Here is a 15,810-nt window from a genome sequence, read left to right on the forward strand (position 1 = left end):
GATCGGCGACAACGCCGCCGATGCACGACCATCGCAAAGGGAGATCCCACGCGCGATTACGTGGAAGGTAAGCGCGCCCCTGCGCTACCGTCCGGTGAACGGCGCCACCACATCCCGGTAGCGCTTGCTGCCGGCCAGGGTTTCGCCATTGTCCATGTGCAGGACGAAATCGCCCGCCGGGCGCTGCTCGACCGCGACGATCCGCGCCAGGTTCACCAGTCGCGCCCGATGCACGCGGACAATACCGAACGGCCTGAGGCGATCTTCCTCGCGCGCCAGCGTGCCGCGGATCAGGCGACGTCCGCCGGCAAGGCTGAACTCGACGTAATTGCCGGCCGACGTCACGGCCACGATCTCGCGAGGGTTGACCCGAAAGCGCGTGGCGCCGTCCCGAAGCCAGAGTGCAGGACTGGCGACAGACGATTCCGGCGACGGCGATACGAGCGCCTCGGCCGTCAGAGCCGGCGTTGCCGGCATTACCGGCGTCCTGCGGTCGACCAGCCAGATCACCACGGCCACCATCAGCGACGACACCACGTCCTTCTGGAACTCGTGCGGAAACGCCGTGGCCCAGTGGAAGGAATAGCCGTCACCCAGCAGCAGCTTGCGCAAAGCGACCATGGTGACGAGATGGGCGAACGCGTAAAGCAGCGTCGCCGCTCCGGCCAGTGTGACGGCGATCACGCGTCGGCGGCCAACGCGCAATGGGGCGATGCCGTTTCGCAGCAGCGGCAGAAACAGGATCCAGGCAATCGCGCTCGTCACCTCGAGCAGCACCGGCATGCGCAGCGGTGCGAAGCCCGCGGACGGTTTGAATTCGTTCACGGAGGAGAAGACGTTGACCACGCCGCTCGCCACGATCAGCAGCGCCACCCAGCCATAGACCAGCATCGGGCCGCGCTCCGACCCGCGCGATCGGATCGCCGTCACATCGGATCGATTTTCGTCCCCGGAATCCGCTTGCTCGTCCCAACCCCGCTCGACGCGCCGATCGATGCCGCGTTCAATGGAATTCTCTGGCTGTGTCGTGGACATGTTGGGATGGCGTAGATGCTGCAACTCGCGAGGTCGCCTGCCCCGATGGCCAGGTCGGGCGCCCAATTGTGGTTCGTCACGCAGCCAAACCCTTATCACGAGCGAGCGACCGTCGTCGCGCGGTACAGGACCGGGAACGGTCCCCACCGTCCGCAAAACCGGCTTGCTCACGGACAGGTGACCCGCCGATGAATCGTCGCGACCTCCTGATCGGCGCGGCCCTGACCCCGCTGGCGCACTGGATCGCGCCGGGGCCGGCCGCCGTGGCGCAAGGTACGAGCAATGCCGCCCAACTGTTGCGGCGAACCCGCCCCTTGGATGCCGCGTGGCCGTCCGCCGCCAGTTGGAACCGGCTCAACGAGCAAACGGAGGGCCGTCTCGTCAAGGTGGAGTCGCCGCTGGCGGCGTGTCGGGACAATCCGTCCGGACCGGCGTGCCGCGATGTGTTCAAGGAGCTGAAGAACCCCTACTACATCGGCGACGACGCGGCGCTGACCCAGACCACGGGCTATCTCGACGCCTGGACATCGGAGCCAAGCGTCTATGCCATCGCCGCGCGAAACACCGCCGACGTCGTTGCGGCCGTCAATTTCGCCCGCGACAACAATCTGCGGCTGGTCATCAGGGGCGGCGGCCACAGCTATCTCGGCACGTCGAGTGCGCCGGACTCGCTGATGATCTGGACGCGCGCGATGAACGACATCACGCTGCATGACGGCTTCGTCCCGCAAGGTTCTGAAGATCCGCCACAACCGGCCGTCACCGTCGGCGCCGGCGCGATCTGGATGCATGTCTACAATGAGGTCACGACCAAAAGCGGCCGCTACGTGCAAGGCGGCGGCTGCGGAACCGTCGGTGTCGCAGGTCTGGTGCAGGGCGGCGGGTTCGGCAGCTACTCGAAGACCTACGGCACGGCCGCAGCGAGCTTGCTCGAAGCCGAGATCGTCACCGCCGACGGCCTCGTGCGGATCGCAAATGCCCGCAACCATGCCGACCTGTTCTGGGCCCTGCGCGGCGGCGGTGGCGGCACCTTTGGCGTCGTCACCCGCGTGACGTTGCGGACCCATCAACTGCCCGACGTCTTCGGCTTCGCCAACATGACGATCCAGGCCGCTTCAGGCGCGTCATTCCGCAAGCTCGTCGGTGCGTTCATCGATCTCTACGCTGCGCGCCTGCACAACCCTCATTGGGGCGAGATCGTCAACATCAAGCCGAGCCATGTGCTCGAGATCCAGCTTTCGTTCCAGGGCCTTGCCAAGCCACAGGCCGACGAGCTGTGGCAGCCCTTCATTGGCTTCGTCAGCGAGGCACGGGACGAATTCACCCTCGTTCACCCACCATCGATCCGCACCGGTCCGGCGGCACGCCGCTGGGACGCCGCCTACATCAGAGAGCGCGCTCCGCAGGCGATCCTGTCCGATGACCGTCCCGGAGCGCCCGCAGAGAATGTGTTCTGGGCCGCCAATCTGAGTGAAGCCGGGCATTTCATCCATGGTTTTGAATCGCTCTGGCTCCCGGCCTCGCTGCTGCGCGACGACGAGCGCCCGCGGCTTGTCGAGGCCCTGCTTGCGGCCGCACGGCATTCGACCGTCGAGCTGCACTTTCAGAAAGGATTGGCCGGCGGATCGCAGAGCGCAATCGCCGCCACCAAGGAGACCGCCACGAACCCGGCGGTCATCGATGCCTTCGCGCTCGCCATCATCGCAAGCGAGGGCCCGCCGGCCTATCCGGGCTTGAGCGGCCACGAGCCGGACCTGGCCGACGCGCGCAAGCATGCCGCAGCCATTGCCAACGCGTTCGGTGAACTGAGAAAGGTGGCGCCGGACGGCGGCGCCTATCTCGCGGAAAGCAGCTTCTTCGAATCGAACTGGCAGCAGGCCTATTGGGGTGAGAACTATCCGCGGCTCCTGCGGGTCAAGCAGACATACGATCCGCAGGGCCTGTTCTTCGTCCGGCACGGCGTCGGCAGCGACGATTGGAGCGACGATGGATTTACCCGGCTGCTGACGCCTCAACGAGGACGGTGATGTGATCAAAAAGCCGTCCCGCTCGTCGTTACATCGACTTCCCGGCGTGTTTCTCCCTCACCACTGGTACCGCACCACGCCCTTGCCGGCGTAGCTCGAGGTGACGTTGGAGAACTCGCCTTCGAATGTTGCCGAAGCCGACCAGCCGTTGCGCCAATTCATCTCGAGCGACGCCGTGGTCAGTGCGGAGTCGCTGGCCTGCGCGGCGCCGTTAACGACAAAGCTGGTGCCGGGCAGCGCCTGGAAGGTCGCGGCGACCGAGCGGTTCGGATCGTAGTCATGCGCCCAGGCAAACCGCGTGCGCAGCGTGAGGACGCCGTCCTGCACCAGGAAGGACTTGTCGGTGCGGAGACCCAGTTCGCTGCGGGTGTCGGTCACGCTCTTGCTGGCATAGGTCAGCCCAAAGGTCGGTAGACCCGAGATCATCCGCTCGGCGTAGGCCGGCAGTTCGAAGCTTGTGAACTGGCCCGCGGCGTAGGGCGTAATGCCGATGCCACCGATCCATGGTGCGACAAAGCGATAGCCACCTTCAAGCCTGCCCGAATAGGCGTTCGCATTGAACTCGGCGCGGAGTTGATCAATGCCGGCCGCGGTGACGGTGCGGTTGGTGGTGATGTCCTGCCAGCCATAGGCGAGCGCGCCCGAGACATAGGCCGGCCCTTCGGTGTGGCGAACATAGACACCCGCCTGGAACAGATCGGATCGACCGCTGCCGCTGTTGACGACCGAGAAGTTCGTACCGCCGCCAGCGATCGCAAAGCCCGCAACGGTGTTCGGCGAGAACAGGTAATCGGCACCGACCGCAGTGCCAAAAACGCTGCTGGTCGTGTTGTTCGATCCGATAATGGCGTTGCCGCTGGTCGATTGCGAACCGCCGAAGCCCGCGACCCAGACGCTCCAGCGCTGCACGAACGGCACCGGCGGTGCCTTGGTGAACATCGCGAACGCATCGGTTTTCTTCGTTCCGGAATAGGCGCTCGCTTCGCCCTCCTCCGCATAGCCGGACGCTCCCGGCATTCCTCCCGCTCCGCCGGTCCGGTTCATGAAGGGATCGGTGAGCAGCCCCATGAACAGGTTCATGGCGTCGAATGTCGTCTGCTGCGAGCCGGTCGCGAGCTCGCCGGACGCCTGCGTCAGCCCTGCCGGTGCGAGCGTGCCGAACACCGTCGGAATGCCGCCGGTCGTGTTGAAATAGTTGACCAGCGTGTTGGCGACGTTCTGCTGGTTGAGGGAGAGGCCGCCGCCAAAGTTCGGCGCGGACGGTGGCGGCACGAAGTTCAGCGTCAGATTGAGATAGGCGTGGGTGGCGTCATAGCTCAGCGTGTCGCTGAAGTTTTGCGGCAGATTGGTGTTGGCGAGCGCACCGAAGGTACCGGATATGCCGCCAGCCGCGTTCAGGATCGTATACTGCTTGGAGATGTAGCTGCCGTTGGCGAACGCTGCATTGACCGTAGCGCCGCCGAGCGTCGCCGTCCCGCTGACATTGGTCGACGCCGCAACCGCCGGCGTCACCTGAACCAGATAGATCGCACCCGACTGGAAGGCGAGATTGCCGGTGATGGTCAGCGTGCCCGTGGGGTTGGCCGCGCTGCCGGGCGCCAATGTACCGGCGCTCATGATGGTCGTGGTCGCGGGATCGACGATGCCGGTGCCGCTCAAGGTGCCGCCGGAATTGACCGTCACGTTCGACGAGCTGGCGATCGAGCCGTCCACTTCCAGCGTGCCGCCGTTGACGGTGGTCGAGCCGGTGTAGGTGTTGATGCCGGTCAGGATTTCCTTGCCAGCGTTGATCGCCACGCTACCGCCCGCACCGCCGTCCTGGATGACGCCGGCGAACGTTCCGTTGGCGTTGGTGAGGGTCAGCGTGTTGGCGCCGATCTTCAGGATGCCAGTGCTGGCTCCGGAAAGGCTCGCGATCGAAGCGCCGCCGGCGCGACCCGATATGTCGAAGATGCCGTCGTTGATGACGGACTTCGACGACGTGATGCTGCCACCGCTGACCAGATTGAGTTCGCCGCCGGCGTTGATCGTGGTCAACCCGGTATAGGTGTTGACGCCACCGAAGGTCGCCAGACCGCCATAAGCGATCGTCACATTGCCGCCGGTGCCGCCACCGATGCCGCCGTCCTGGATAACGCCGTTGTAAGTACCCGTGGCGTGGGTGATGGTCAGCGTCTTGGCGCCGAGTGAAACGACGCCGCGGCCGGTCGGATCAACCAGGCCGGCGACGCTGGCACCGCCGTTGGTCTGCGAAATGTCGAATGTGCTGATTCCTGCGCCGGGAGCGAAGAACGCGACCGCGAGCGAATTGGCGATCGAGCCGTTTCCCTTGAGCGCCAGCGTCGCGCCGGCATCGATCTGGGTGAAGCTGACGTAGCCGTTGACACCGGACAGGGTCTGCGTACCACCGGCGATTTCGAGGCCCCCTGCGCCCGCGCCGTTGATCGCGCCGGAAAACTCCGTTGAACCGCCGGTAATCACCAATGCGTTGCCGCCGAGCGCAACCGATCCATCGCCGGCGAGCGTCGTGATCCTGTTGAGGACGGCCGACGATGCCGAAATATCGAATGTGCCATTGACCGTCACGGCGCTCGAGTTCGAGATGCTGCCGACGCCCGACAGCGCCAACGTCGCGCCGGAATTGATGGTCGTCGCGCCGGAATAGCTTTCCACTGCCGTCAATGTCAGCGCAGCGCCGCTACCTGAGTTCGCGACCGTCACGCCGCCCGTGCCGGTCAATGCCGTCGCGAGCGTCACGGCATTGCCATTATAGTCGAACGTCGTACCGCCGGAGCCGATCGCATTCAGCCGGCCCGAGATATCGGTCGTGTTGCCGCTGGCCCATTGCAGGCCGCCGCCGTTGAGCGTGATGTTGCCCGAGCCGAAATTGCTCGCGGCGTTGAAGTTGATCAAGCCGCCGCCGACCGTCGTGCCGCCCGAGTAAGTATTTGCGGCCGTCAGTGTCAGCGTGCCGGCGCCGGTCTTGGCGAGGCTCCAGCTGCCGGCATTGACGCCGGTGCCGCCGCTACCGGTCTGGTCGGCGATGACATCGGAGACGGTTTGGTTCTGCCCGGCGGCAGGATTGAAGGTCAGCGTCCCGCTACCCTGCAGGAACATGCCCGCGCCGAAGGCGGAGCCATTGCCGGCGCCGACACCGCCGGTGCCACCGCTGACGCTGCTGCCGTTGACGGTGAAGGCACCGGCAACAGTCAGCGTTCCGCCGCCCTGCACGAAAATGGCACCGCCCGCGCCGAGCCCGCCGCCGGCGCCGCCTTGAGCATCGTTGCCGCCATTGCCAGCGCCGAAACCGCCGGTATTTCCGCAACTGCCGCCGTCATTGCCACTGGAGCCGCCGCCGCCGCCGCCAAAACCGCCCTTGCCCGCGTTGAGATAGCAGCGCACGCTCCCGCCGCCGCCGCCGAAACCGCCGTCCCCGCCCGCGCTGTTCAGACTGCCGCCGCCACCGCCGCCGAAGCCGCCAGCACCGCCACCCTCGGCCGGACCTCCACTGCTGGTACCAGCGCTACCACCGATTCCACCGCCGCCGCCGCCAGTAGAGAAGCTAATTCCCAGGGCCCCGCCGCCACCGCCGCCCCCGTTGACCCCCCCTGTGCCGGGCGTGGCACTACCGCCGGAGTCGGGGGCGCCTGATCCGCCGCCAGCAGCGCCGACGGCGATGCCGGCGGCGCCGTTGCCACCTGTGAGGTTAGCCGCGCCGGTCCCGCCATTGGCGCCGAGGCCAAGCCCGCCGCCGCCACCGCCGCCGCCGTTGCCGCCGTTACCTCCGTTGCCGCCGAGGCCGCCGCCACCTCCGCCGCCGGAGACGCCCAAGCCATAATTGCCGCCGTTGCCGCCATTGGCCTGGTTGCTGGCGAGCGCAACGTTGCTCACCGTGACGTTGGCGCCGCTGGCGACGAACAGCGCGCCGCCGGCGCCCATGCCGCCGCCGCCGCCGCCATCCTGCCCGCTGCCGCCATTGCCGCCCTTGGCGACGGCGTTCTGGATCGTCAGATTGTTGACTGCGACAGTACCCGAGTAGACGAAGAGCCCGCGCTGCACGCCGCCGCCGTCGAGCGTGAAGTTGCCGCCGTTGATGGTCACGCTGCTGCTCGAATTGATGACCGGGAGCGTCGTCCCGGCGGTCAGCGTGATGTTGTTCGTGATGTTGAGCGTGTAGCTGATGCCCGGATTGTTATCGATCGTCGTCAGCGCGGTGACGAGGCTCGCACCGTCGCTGGCGTTCAGCACCGTCTGGGCGTATGCGCCAGTCCCGCACGCGGCGAGCAGAGCAAGGGTTACCGCGACCCGTTGCAAACGGGGATAACGGAAGCGTTCCGCAACGTGCACGCGCATGGCATTCCAACTTGGGCCGCGCGCTGCGCGGCCACTGAAAATCTCAGCGTGAGGTTGTATCTCCTGAGACATCCTGCCGCATGACAAAAAACCAAAATGAAACCGAAAGCGCGACGGTGTGCCTTCTGCGCCACAAAGGATGTCCCCGTATATCTTCGCGCCGGCGCGACACGTTCGTGTGAGGATTTGCCGGATACTTGTGCAAGCATGCCGATCGCGCATCGCGTTGCCCGCGCGATCGGCCGATGCACTGCTGTTGGCGATCTGCGCGCGTTACGTCAGCTTGCCGGTGTATTTCTCCAGCGCCGCCCAGGCGTCCGCGCCATAGGTCTTCTGCCACTGCGTGTAGAAGCCGGCTTTCACCAGCGCGGCCCTGAACTGCACGGGATCGGGCTTGTTGAAGGTCATGCCCTTCTCGGTGAGCTCGGCCTGCAACGAGCGATCCATCTCGACCAGGTCGGCGCGCTCCTTCACCGCGGCCGCGTCGAATGCGGCGTTGATGATCTCGAGCAGATCGGGCGGCAGGCCGGCCATCGCGCGGCGGTTGCCGAGGATCCAGTAGCCGCTCCAGCAATGGTTCGACAGCGCGCAGTATTTCTGCACCTCGTAGAGCTTTCCGGTCGAGACCTGCGCCAGCGGGTTCTCCTGGCCCTCGACGATGTGGGTCTGCAGCGCCGAATAGAGTTCGCTGTAGGAGATGCTCGACGGCAGCGCGCCGAGCCCCGAGAACAGCGAGGTCAGCAATGCCGTCACCGGCACGCGGATCTTGAAACCCTTGAGATCGTCGACGCTGTTGAGCTGGCGGCTCGACGACGAGGTGATCTGGCGGAAGCCGTTGTCCCAGACTTTCCTCAGCGGCACGACGCCGGTCTTGGTGATCGCATCGCGCACGAGGTCGCCGACGCCGCCGTCCATCGCCGCCCAGACCTGGTCGTAGGACTGGAAGGCGAAGCCGATGCTGGGCAGCCCCGACAGCGGCACCAGCGTCGACAGCGTCATGCTGGGCGCCGCCAACAGCTCGATCCCGCCGGCCCGGACCTGCGACAGCATCTCCGGATCGCCGCCGAGCTGGCTGTTGGCGAACACCGTGATGTTGACCCGGCCGGACGACTGCGTGCCGACCGCCTTGGCGGCCTCGACCAGACGGATTGTTAGCGGATGGGTTTCCGGAGTGTTGACGCCGAGCTTGAAGTCGAACTCAGCGGCGGCAAGAGCTGGCTTACCAAACATCGTCGCGGCCAGAGCAGCCGAGCCGGTTCCCAGCACCCGCCGGCGGGTCATCTTGATTGTTTTCATTATTGTTTTTCTCCCGAGCGCAGTCGGCGCCTGGGATCTGTTTTAGCCCTCCGCCTGTGTGACGCAAGGCACGGTGAAACCAATCGGCCCGTGGCACGAAACCATTTCCGGGAACTCACGAAACGATCCGGAAACAGATGGGGCTTACCAGTACCTGCCATAGACGGCGCATAGACGCCCGGAGGCGACCATGAACCACTCGATCCATTCAGCTGACCGCGCGACCCACCTCAAGATCGTGGTGGTTGCCCTTGTTGCGGCCATCGGGATTGCGGCTCTCGGCATCTCGGCGCGGAACAACGCGGATTTCACCCAGACCGCTCAGACCACCCAGGTCATCAAGGCCGGCAAGCCGGTCGCAATCACCTCCTCGGGCACCTCGACGGTCCGCTAAGACGCTTTCAGGCTTCGGCAGACAAAACGGCCGCCTTGGGGCGGCTTTTTTGTTGCGCGCAGCCGAACTGAAACAGCTGTGCCATTCCGGCGCAGGCCGCGAAACGGCCGACCACCGCGAGCAAATGGCAGCGGCGGTCCTGACCAAGCCGGACACCGGTCGATCACGCCGGAGACCGCAACAAGTCCCTCCCCCGCTACCAGCGTTAACCGCGTTGCAGACCGGTCGCCTCGACCGGCGGCCGTTGCGCGCAATGCGGCACGATCGCTGCCCCTCGCAAACCGTCCTAGCCCGCGCGCGCCCCGATGCGGGACAGGCAGAGTTTGGAGGATTGCGATGTCCGTCACCAACCACGCCCAGCCGGCCGCCGGCATCACCGACTACATTGCGATCGCCCGGCCCGACCACTGGATCAAGCATGTGCTGATCATTCCCGGCGTCGCCTTTGCACTGATCATGTCGCAGACCGGGCCGATCGAGCTTGCGACGCTCGCCGAACGCCTCATCATCTGCCTGTTCGTGGCGATGGCGCTGTCATCGGCCAACTACACCATCAATGAATGGCTCGATGCCCCGTTCGACGCCATGCACCCGACCAAGCGTGCGCGCCCCGCGGTGCAGACCGCGATGTCGCCGACCATCGTGCTTGCACAGTATGTTGTGCTGACCACCGTCGGCATCTGGGCCGCCAACCGGCTGGGTTACGCCTTCGCCTCGACCGCAACCGTGTTCGCGGTGTTCGGCGTGATCTACAATGTGCGTCCGATCCGCGCCAAGGACCGCGCCTTCGTCGACGTCATCGTCGAGTCCCTCAACAATCCGCTGCGCTTCCTGTTCGGCTGGTTCGCGGTGGTGCCAAGCATCGCGCCGCCGGTGTCGATCCTGCTCGCCTACTGGTTCGGCGGCGCCTTCCTGATGGCCGCAAAACGGGTCTCCGAGCATCGTGCGATCGTCGAGGTCGGCGGCACCGCCAACCTCGCGGCGTACCGCCCCTCCTTCGCGGTCTATACCCACTCGAGCCTGGTCACGAGCTGTCTCGTCTACGCCCAGGGCTTTGCCTTCATGATGGCGATCTTCCTGCTGAAGTACCGCATCGAATATCTCGTCGTGGTGCCGATGCTGATCGCGCTGTTCGCGGCCTATATGCGGCTGGCGCTGACCCCGGACTCCGCAGCGGCACGGCCGGAAGAACTGATGCGGCAGCCGGCGATGCTGATTGCGGCCGCGGTCACCATGGCGCTGTTCGGCGTGCTGACCTTCGTCGACCTGCCCTGGCTGAACAGCCTCACCAGTTCGGACCTGATCCGTCTCGGCGGGATCCGCTGACCATGTCGATCGCAACTCCGTTCGAGACGCCGAAAGCCAATGTCGGCGTCGTCGCCGTCGCGCTCGTGTTCGCCGCGCTGCTCGTGCTGCTGGATGGCCCGATCTGGCTGGTGAAGCTGGTGCCGACCCAGGACGGGCCGGTGCATCTGGCGCAGGCCGACCTGATCGCCCGCTTCGGCTGGGGCGGCACGCTCGAGGGGCCGGCGGCGGCGTTCTATCAGTGGAATCCGCGGATCGAGCCGAACTCGGCGATCTATCTCCTGCTCGCCGCGCTGATCCGGCTGACCGGCGATGCGCTCGTCGCCAACAGCCTGTTCCTCAGCCTCTATGGCGTGGTCTGGATCGTCGCGGCCTTCGCCGTGAGCCGCGCCGAGACCGAGCGGCCGCTGCTGCCGGCCTTGCTGTTGCTGCCGATCGCCTTCGGCGTCTTCATCCATTGGGGCTTCTACAATTTCGCGCTCGGCATTCCGCTGTTCTTGCTGTTCGCGCGCTTCTGGCGCGGCCTCAACGGGCGCCGCGACATCCTCGCATTCATCGCGACCGCGCTGTTCCTGGCCGCGCTGTACCTCACCCACATCACCTCCGTCGTCGCCGCCTGCCTGCTGCTTGCCGCCGACGGCATCGCGCGCGCTGTTGCGACATTCGAGCGGCAGGGCATCAAGGCCGCCGCGCAGCGATTGCTGCGCGATGGCGTGTGGGCCGCGGCGGCAGCACTGCCGGTGCTGCTTTTGATCGCAAGCTTCCTGCTCGCCTACCAGAACATTGCCGGCGAGACCGCCAGCACCGAGGGCGGCATCGCCCAGATCGTCCGCCGCATCATGGCGGCGACCTATCTCTTCACCTTCACCTGGTGGGAGGTGATTGCGCTCGCCCCGATGCTTGGCGCCATTGCGCTCGCGAGCATCATCGCACTGCGGCGCGTCCGTTCGGGTGACCTGCTGTGGCCGGTCTTCTTCGTTCTCGTGGTGGCGCTGTCGCTGCTCAATCTCAAGACCGGCTCGGCGCTGCTGTCGGAACGCCTTGCCCCCTTCAGCGGGATCGCGATCGTGCTCGCGATCGCCAGCCGCCAGCCGGCACCGGCGCTGGCCCGCGCGCTCTGCCTTGCGGCACTGTCCGGCCTGATCGGACAGACCGCGGTCCGTGCCGTCGCCTACAAGAGTTGGGCACCGACGCTGGAGAGCGAGTTCGCCGCCGGCCGCGAAAATCCCGGCCAGAGCTTTGCCAATACCGACCTGATCGCCCGGCGCGACAGCCATCTGTTCGCCTGGCGCATCCGCCCGACCCTGCACGCCGCGCAGACCGCAGCGCTTGCGGGCGGCGGCGTCGGACTGTCCTCGCCGCTGCCCTCGACGCGCTATTTCGGCTACTTCCCTCTGCAATATGTCGAGGCTCACGATTTCATGCGCGCCACGGCGGATTGGCAGGATGCACCCGACGTCGCGTCGGTCGCCAGGTTCCGCGCCACCAATCACGGCGCGCCGCAAGTCCTGATCGTCTCGAGCTCGGACCAGGACGGTGTGGCCTTTGCCGCCAGGTTCGGCTACGGCGATTGCAGGACCACCGAGACCGGCGCGCGCGCGATCGACGTGTGCAAGGTCGCAACCCGGCTGAGCGCCGCGAATGACTGAACCTCGCCTTACCGGCGGCGACAATCTGCAGACCGTTTCCCGCCCTGACGGGTCATCCGCGCTGCTCGGCCTGCCGGCGTCGCTGCCGCTGGTGCTCGACCTCGATGGCACGCTGATCAAGGGCGACCTGCTCTATCTCAGCTTCTTCTCGATCCTGCGCCGCAATCCGCTGATCGTCGCATCATGCGCGGCGTGGCTGACGCGCGGCCGCGCGGCGCTGAAGCGCCAGCTCGCGCTGCGCCAGCGTATCGAGTGGAGCCGGATCGAACTGCATCAGGGCGTCGTCGCGCTGGCCGAGCGCGAGAAAACCAGCGGCCGCCGCGTCGTGCTGGCGACTGCGGCCGACGCGCTGCTCGCGGACAGGCTGGCATCGCGCCTGCCCTGGATCGACCAGGTGCTCGCCTCCGACGGCGAACACAATCTCAAGGGCGCCAACAAGGCCGCGCTGCTGCGCAAAAGCTTTCCCGGCGGCTTCATCTACGCCGGCGACAGCGCGTCCGACCTCGCGGTCTGGGCCCACGCCGCCGGTATTATCACCGTCAACGCAAGCGAGGCGGTGCGCGCTGCGGCAGCCAGGTTCGGCCGGCCGACGCTGCATCTGCCGGGCCGCGCCGCGGCGGCGAAATCTTAACCGCGTCCTAACGCGGTCGCTCGATTGCAATCCGCTCCGCGACCCCAGTCTTAAAAATTGTTCGGCTAAGGTCGGCGTCAACAGAGGCGCAGGCCAAAATGAATTTGCAACAGCAAGTAATTTCGAGCGGCTTCAAGATCATCTGCACGGATTGCGGCAGCCTGGCGATCAAGGTCGCCGATCCGGCGCACGCGTCCGGCGACACCATCATCGAATGCCGCCGCTGCAACGCGGTGCGCGGAACGGTGGCGGAGCTGCACATCCTGGCGCGGCGCGGCCGCGACCTGTTCGAATTCTAACCCCGACGCCGCCGATGCTGTCAGATCCGAATGCGACCATGCAGACTGACGTTCCCCTGGATACGGTCTGGTCGATCCTCGAGGCCGCCAACGAATTGGGCGATACCCACACAGTCGACGCCTGCCGCCGCATCATCGACGCGAATTTGCGCGGCGAGGCCCCGGGGCAATCCGACCTGAACGCGGTCGCCGCATTCTTTGCCTGATCAAGGCGGCGCGTTGCCGATTGTGAATTCAATACGGCGCCGCGGTGACGGATCACCCGGCGGAAACATAACAACACAGAGCGCGCCGTCGCTTAACTTTGCTTAACTTGCGTCGTCCGGGACCGGCTGGCTAGCTGTCGCACAGCTTTCGATTCGGACGGGCCGATGCAATGACGCGCGATGACCTGATTGTCGGGGGCACGATCCTCGGGTTCTTCGTCCTCAGCATCGCCTCGATGATCGCCTGCGGGCAGGCATTCCCGGCGATGCATGTCTGGCGATCCGGCATCACCGCCCACGCCGTCCTTGGCACCGCCATCATGGTCGTCTTCATCCCGGTATTCGTCGCGGGGCGATTCAGCTTCGGCTATCTGGTGGGCTTCTCGCTGCTGTCAGCCGTGTTCGGCTTCGTCTGGCTCAGCTTCTTCAGCGCATTCGATTACCCGCACGCCGTCGCGCGCTGGGCCATGATCGCCGCGCTGGCCGCAGCGATCATCCCCCTGCTGTTCCAGACCGTCCCGGTTTGGCGGCCCGGGCTGTCGGACGCGGCCATCAAGCGCGTCGCGCTGCTGCTGCTGGCAACGTCCTTCGCCGTGCTGATCGGCGACATCTCTTACGGGATCAATTTTGGCAATCCCTATGGCGCAGCCCGCACCGCCGTGGTGCGGCCGGCGCTGCTCAACTATCTCACCGGGATCATGATCGGCGCGGTGCTGCCCTATCTGTTCGCGCATTTCGCATCGCGCCGGCGATGTTTGGCGGCGACCGGCGTGTTGCTGTTTGCACTCGGCTTCTATCCCGTCGTCAACAACAAGACCGTGCTGCTGTTGCCTATCTGGCTGCCATTTCTGTTCTGGCTGTTTGGCCGGTTCACCCCGCGGCTGGCCACGGTGCTCGCATTTCTCGTTCCGATGATCATCGGGCTCGCGGCCTTCGCCGTTCTCACCGTCGACAGCGACTACGTGCTGTTCAGCGCCATCAATCTGCGCTTCCTCGCAATCCCGTCACTGGCGCTCGATCAATACGCCGACTTCTTCGCGCACCGCGAGTTGACCCGGTTCTGCCAGATCACCGTCCTGCGACATGTGACCGCCTGCCCGTATGGCGAGCTCGGCCCGACGCTCGGAGCGATCTATCGCGACGGCAATTTCAACGCCTCCTTCCTCGCCACCGAAGGCATCGCATCGGTCGGTCTCGCGCTCGCGCCGATCTCGGCGCTGGTGTGCGGCCTGATCCTGTCGTTGGGATCGATGGTCTCGCGGCACCTGTCACCGCGCTTCATCGCGGTATCGTCAGGCATCGCCGTTCAGGCCATCATGAACGTGCCGCTCACGACCGGCCTTTTGTCGAACGGAATCGCGCTGCTGTTCCTGCTGTGGTGGCTGACGCCCGAACAGCAAGCGGAAGCCTCGCATCATCAGCAACAGGCAGCGCAGCCCATCAACGTCGTCGGCCTCGCGGCCTAGTGCAGCCTCGCCTTCTTGCGAAGAACGATAATGCTCTGATACGGCGAAATCCCGTTCATGCCGACGTCGACCAGATCGAACAGGTCGGTCCAATGCTGCTCGATATACCGTTTGGTGATGATCGTCTCGCCGTAGGTCATCTCGCCATCGACCGGATAGCTTTGAGGATAGAAGTAGAAGCCGTCCCGCCGCACCGTTTCCGCGATCTTTTGCTGATCCCAGCCAGGCAATTTGGAAATCGGCTCATAGAATGCGTAGGCCGGTGGCCGCACCGTCAGCAGGAACAGACCACGATCCTCCAGGGCCTCGTGAACCGCAGCTAAACAAACGTCGCTCGCAACCGGGGACAGATGCGTCCAGATCGACAGCGCGTAGGCCACATCGAATTTCTGATTGAACGGAAGATGTCTTGGCAGGCTGTCCGACAGCACGATGTCGGCGTGAGGGTTGGAGCGTTGCGCGACTTGGATGATGCCCTTGTGGGGGTCACATCCATGCAGATTGCGCAGCGGCACATCCTTCATTAAATATCTGAGCACGCTGCCCCAGCCGCAGCCATAGTCCAACACGGCGCAGTCTTCGAATGGCTTGTCCAGATGAAGCCTGATCTTGTCGTGCAATAGACGATAGGTCTCGACGACTGCGGCACCGAGCTCCATTCCGGAACGACCGCTCCAGTTTTTCTGGGTCCCGGCGTCCGGCGGATCGGGAATGGTGGCCTTGATCGCTTCAAAGCCGTCATATTCCTTCCAGAGAAGCACATTCCACAGATACGGATCGTCGATCCATTTGAACGCCTCGTACGCAGGCTCGCCTCGTACGCATGCGGCATTGGTTTTTTCGAGTGCGTCCTTATAGTATTCGTTCAGCCACAAGCTCCAGTTCATCAGCACTGCTCCTTGTTGTGCACGCTACCAGCCCTCGCCCGCGCTAGCGTCAATTGAACTTCGCTGAGAGTGTCTCCGGCTTCTCCGGCAACTTTAAGACACCTCGAAAGCGCGTGAGTTCCAGGGAGCAATGGAACCGCTGATGTCGTTCCTGCTCTCAATGCGAGCAACTGCGATCGTCAGGTGACACCGACGGACGTTCGAGTTGAACAGCAATCGCACTCAGGAAATCGTGGCGGCTGTTTATCATCCTTTCCGAACT

The 15,810-nt window shown here is 65.1% G+C and carries 12 protein-coding genes; 8 read left to right on the forward strand and 4 right to left on the reverse strand.

Going from position 1 to position 15,810, the window contains the following annotated elements:
- Positions 1-84 precede the first annotated feature (84 nt).
- Positions 85-1,035: a LytTR family DNA-binding domain-containing protein gene (locus tag BI327_RS00515; RefSeq protein ID WP_076857721.1), complete on the reverse strand. Its 951-nt coding sequence runs from the start codon at positions 1,033-1,035 to the stop codon at positions 85-87.
- 188 nt (positions 1,036-1,223) lie between these two features.
- Here BI327_RS00515 and BI327_RS00520 point away from each other — a divergent pair, with 188 nt between their 5' ends.
- The gene (locus tag BI327_RS00520) at positions 1,224-3,062 is read left to right on the forward strand and encodes an FAD-binding oxidoreductase (RefSeq protein WP_076857723.1); all 1,839 of its coding nucleotides are present in this window, start codon (positions 1,224-1,226) and stop codon (positions 3,060-3,062) included.
- A 57-nt stretch (positions 3,063-3,119) separates the two neighbouring features.
- Here the strand turns inward: BI327_RS00520 and BI327_RS00525 are convergent, their stop codons facing one another.
- Together BI327_RS00525 and BI327_RS00530 are read right to left on the reverse strand one after the other, a co-directional pair.
- Positions 3,120-7,310 (reverse strand): autotransporter domain-containing protein, encoded by a 4,191-nt coding sequence (locus BI327_RS00525; RefSeq protein WP_283807762.1) that lies wholly within the window; start codon positions 7,308-7,310, stop codon positions 3,120-3,122.
- 378 nt (positions 7,311-7,688) lie between these two features.
- Complete coding sequence (locus BI327_RS00530) at positions 7,689-8,645, reverse strand: TRAP transporter substrate-binding protein (RefSeq protein ID WP_083741954.1); 957 nt, start codon at positions 8,643-8,645, stop codon at positions 7,689-7,691.
- 256 nt (positions 8,646-8,901) lie between these two features.
- Between BI327_RS00530 and BI327_RS00535 the strand changes: the two genes are divergently transcribed.
- From BI327_RS00535 to BI327_RS00565, 7 genes are all read left to right on the forward strand, one after another.
- Positions 8,902-9,105 carry a hypothetical protein gene (locus tag BI327_RS00535; protein WP_016847743.1) on the forward strand — a complete coding sequence of 68 codons (204 nt, stop codon included), beginning with the start codon at positions 8,902-8,904 and terminating at the stop codon, positions 9,103-9,105.
- Positions 9,106-9,441: 336 nt separating this feature from the next.
- Complete coding sequence (locus BI327_RS00540) at positions 9,442-10,431, forward strand: UbiA family prenyltransferase (RefSeq protein ID WP_076857725.1); 990 nt, start codon at positions 9,442-9,444, stop codon at positions 10,429-10,431.
- Between the two features lie 2 nt (positions 10,432-10,433).
- On the forward strand, positions 10,434-12,059 hold the full coding sequence (locus BI327_RS00545) for a hypothetical protein (RefSeq protein WP_076857727.1): 1,626 nt from the start codon (positions 10,434-10,436) through the stop codon (positions 12,057-12,059).
- Positions 12,052-12,690 (forward strand): haloacid dehalogenase-like hydrolase, encoded by a 639-nt coding sequence (locus tag BI327_RS00550; protein ID WP_076857728.1) that lies wholly within the window; start codon positions 12,052-12,054, stop codon positions 12,688-12,690. Before BI327_RS00545 ends, BI327_RS00550 begins: the two co-directional genes overlap by 8 nt.
- Positions 12,691-12,788: 98 nt before the next feature.
- Positions 12,789-12,989 (forward strand): hypothetical protein, encoded by a 201-nt coding sequence (locus BI327_RS00555; RefSeq protein WP_076857729.1) that lies wholly within the window; start codon positions 12,789-12,791, stop codon positions 12,987-12,989.
- Positions 12,990-13,003: 14 nt separating this feature from the next.
- The gene (locus BI327_RS00560) at positions 13,004-13,195 is read left to right on the forward strand and encodes a hypothetical protein (protein WP_076857731.1); all 192 of its coding nucleotides are present in this window, start codon (positions 13,004-13,006) and stop codon (positions 13,193-13,195) included.
- Positions 13,196-13,365: 170 nt separating this feature from the next.
- Positions 13,366-14,661 carry a hypothetical protein gene (locus BI327_RS00565; protein ID WP_076857733.1) on the forward strand — a complete coding sequence of 432 codons (1,296 nt, stop codon included), beginning with the start codon at positions 13,366-13,368 and terminating at the stop codon, positions 14,659-14,661.
- On the opposite strand, the gene BI327_RS00570 is transcribed toward BI327_RS00565, so the two are convergent.
- On the reverse strand, positions 14,658-15,548 hold the full coding sequence (locus BI327_RS00570) for a class I SAM-dependent methyltransferase (RefSeq protein ID WP_076857735.1): 891 nt from the start codon (positions 15,546-15,548) through the stop codon (positions 14,658-14,660). The two genes, BI327_RS00565 and BI327_RS00570, sit on opposite strands and share 4 nt — an antisense overlap.
- Between the last annotated feature and the right edge of the window lie 262 nt (positions 15,549-15,810).

Origin of the sequence: Bradyrhizobium mercantei (assembly GCF_001982635.1) — a bacterium.
Taxonomy (GTDB): domain Bacteria; phylum Pseudomonadota; class Alphaproteobacteria; order Rhizobiales; family Xanthobacteraceae; genus Bradyrhizobium; species Bradyrhizobium mercantei.

Bases quoted from the DNA above. Each gene is read 5' to 3' on its own strand.
- BI327_RS00515 (WP_076857721.1), bottom strand. From the start codon at position 1,035: ATGTCCACGACACAGCCAGAGAATTCCATTGAACGCGGCATCGATCGG.
- BI327_RS00520 (WP_076857723.1), top strand. From the start codon at position 1,224: ATGAATCGTCGCGACCTCCTGATCGGCGCGGCCCTGACCCCGCTGGCG.
- BI327_RS00530 (WP_083741954.1), bottom strand. From the start codon at position 8,645: ATGTTTGGTAAGCCAGCTCTTGCCGCCGCTGAGTTCGACTTCAAGCTC.
- BI327_RS00535 (WP_016847743.1), top strand. From the start codon at position 8,902: ATGAACCACTCGATCCATTCAGCTGACCGCGCGACCCACCTCAAGATC.
- BI327_RS00540 (WP_076857725.1), top strand. From the start codon at position 9,442: ATGTCCGTCACCAACCACGCCCAGCCGGCCGCCGGCATCACCGACTAC.
- BI327_RS00545 (WP_076857727.1), top strand. From the start codon at position 10,434: ATGTCGATCGCAACTCCGTTCGAGACGCCGAAAGCCAATGTCGGCGTC.
- BI327_RS00550 (WP_076857728.1), top strand. From the start codon at position 12,052: ATGACTGAACCTCGCCTTACCGGCGGCGACAATCTGCAGACCGTTTCC.
- BI327_RS00555 (WP_076857729.1), top strand. From the start codon at position 12,789: ATGAATTTGCAACAGCAAGTAATTTCGAGCGGCTTCAAGATCATCTGC.
- BI327_RS00560 (WP_076857731.1), top strand. From the start codon at position 13,004: ATGCTGTCAGATCCGAATGCGACCATGCAGACTGACGTTCCCCTGGAT.
- BI327_RS00565 (WP_076857733.1), top strand. From the start codon at position 13,366: ATGACGCGCGATGACCTGATTGTCGGGGGCACGATCCTCGGGTTCTTC.
- BI327_RS00570 (WP_076857735.1), bottom strand. From the start codon at position 15,548: ATGAACTGGAGCTTGTGGCTGAACGAATACTATAAGGACGCACTCGAA.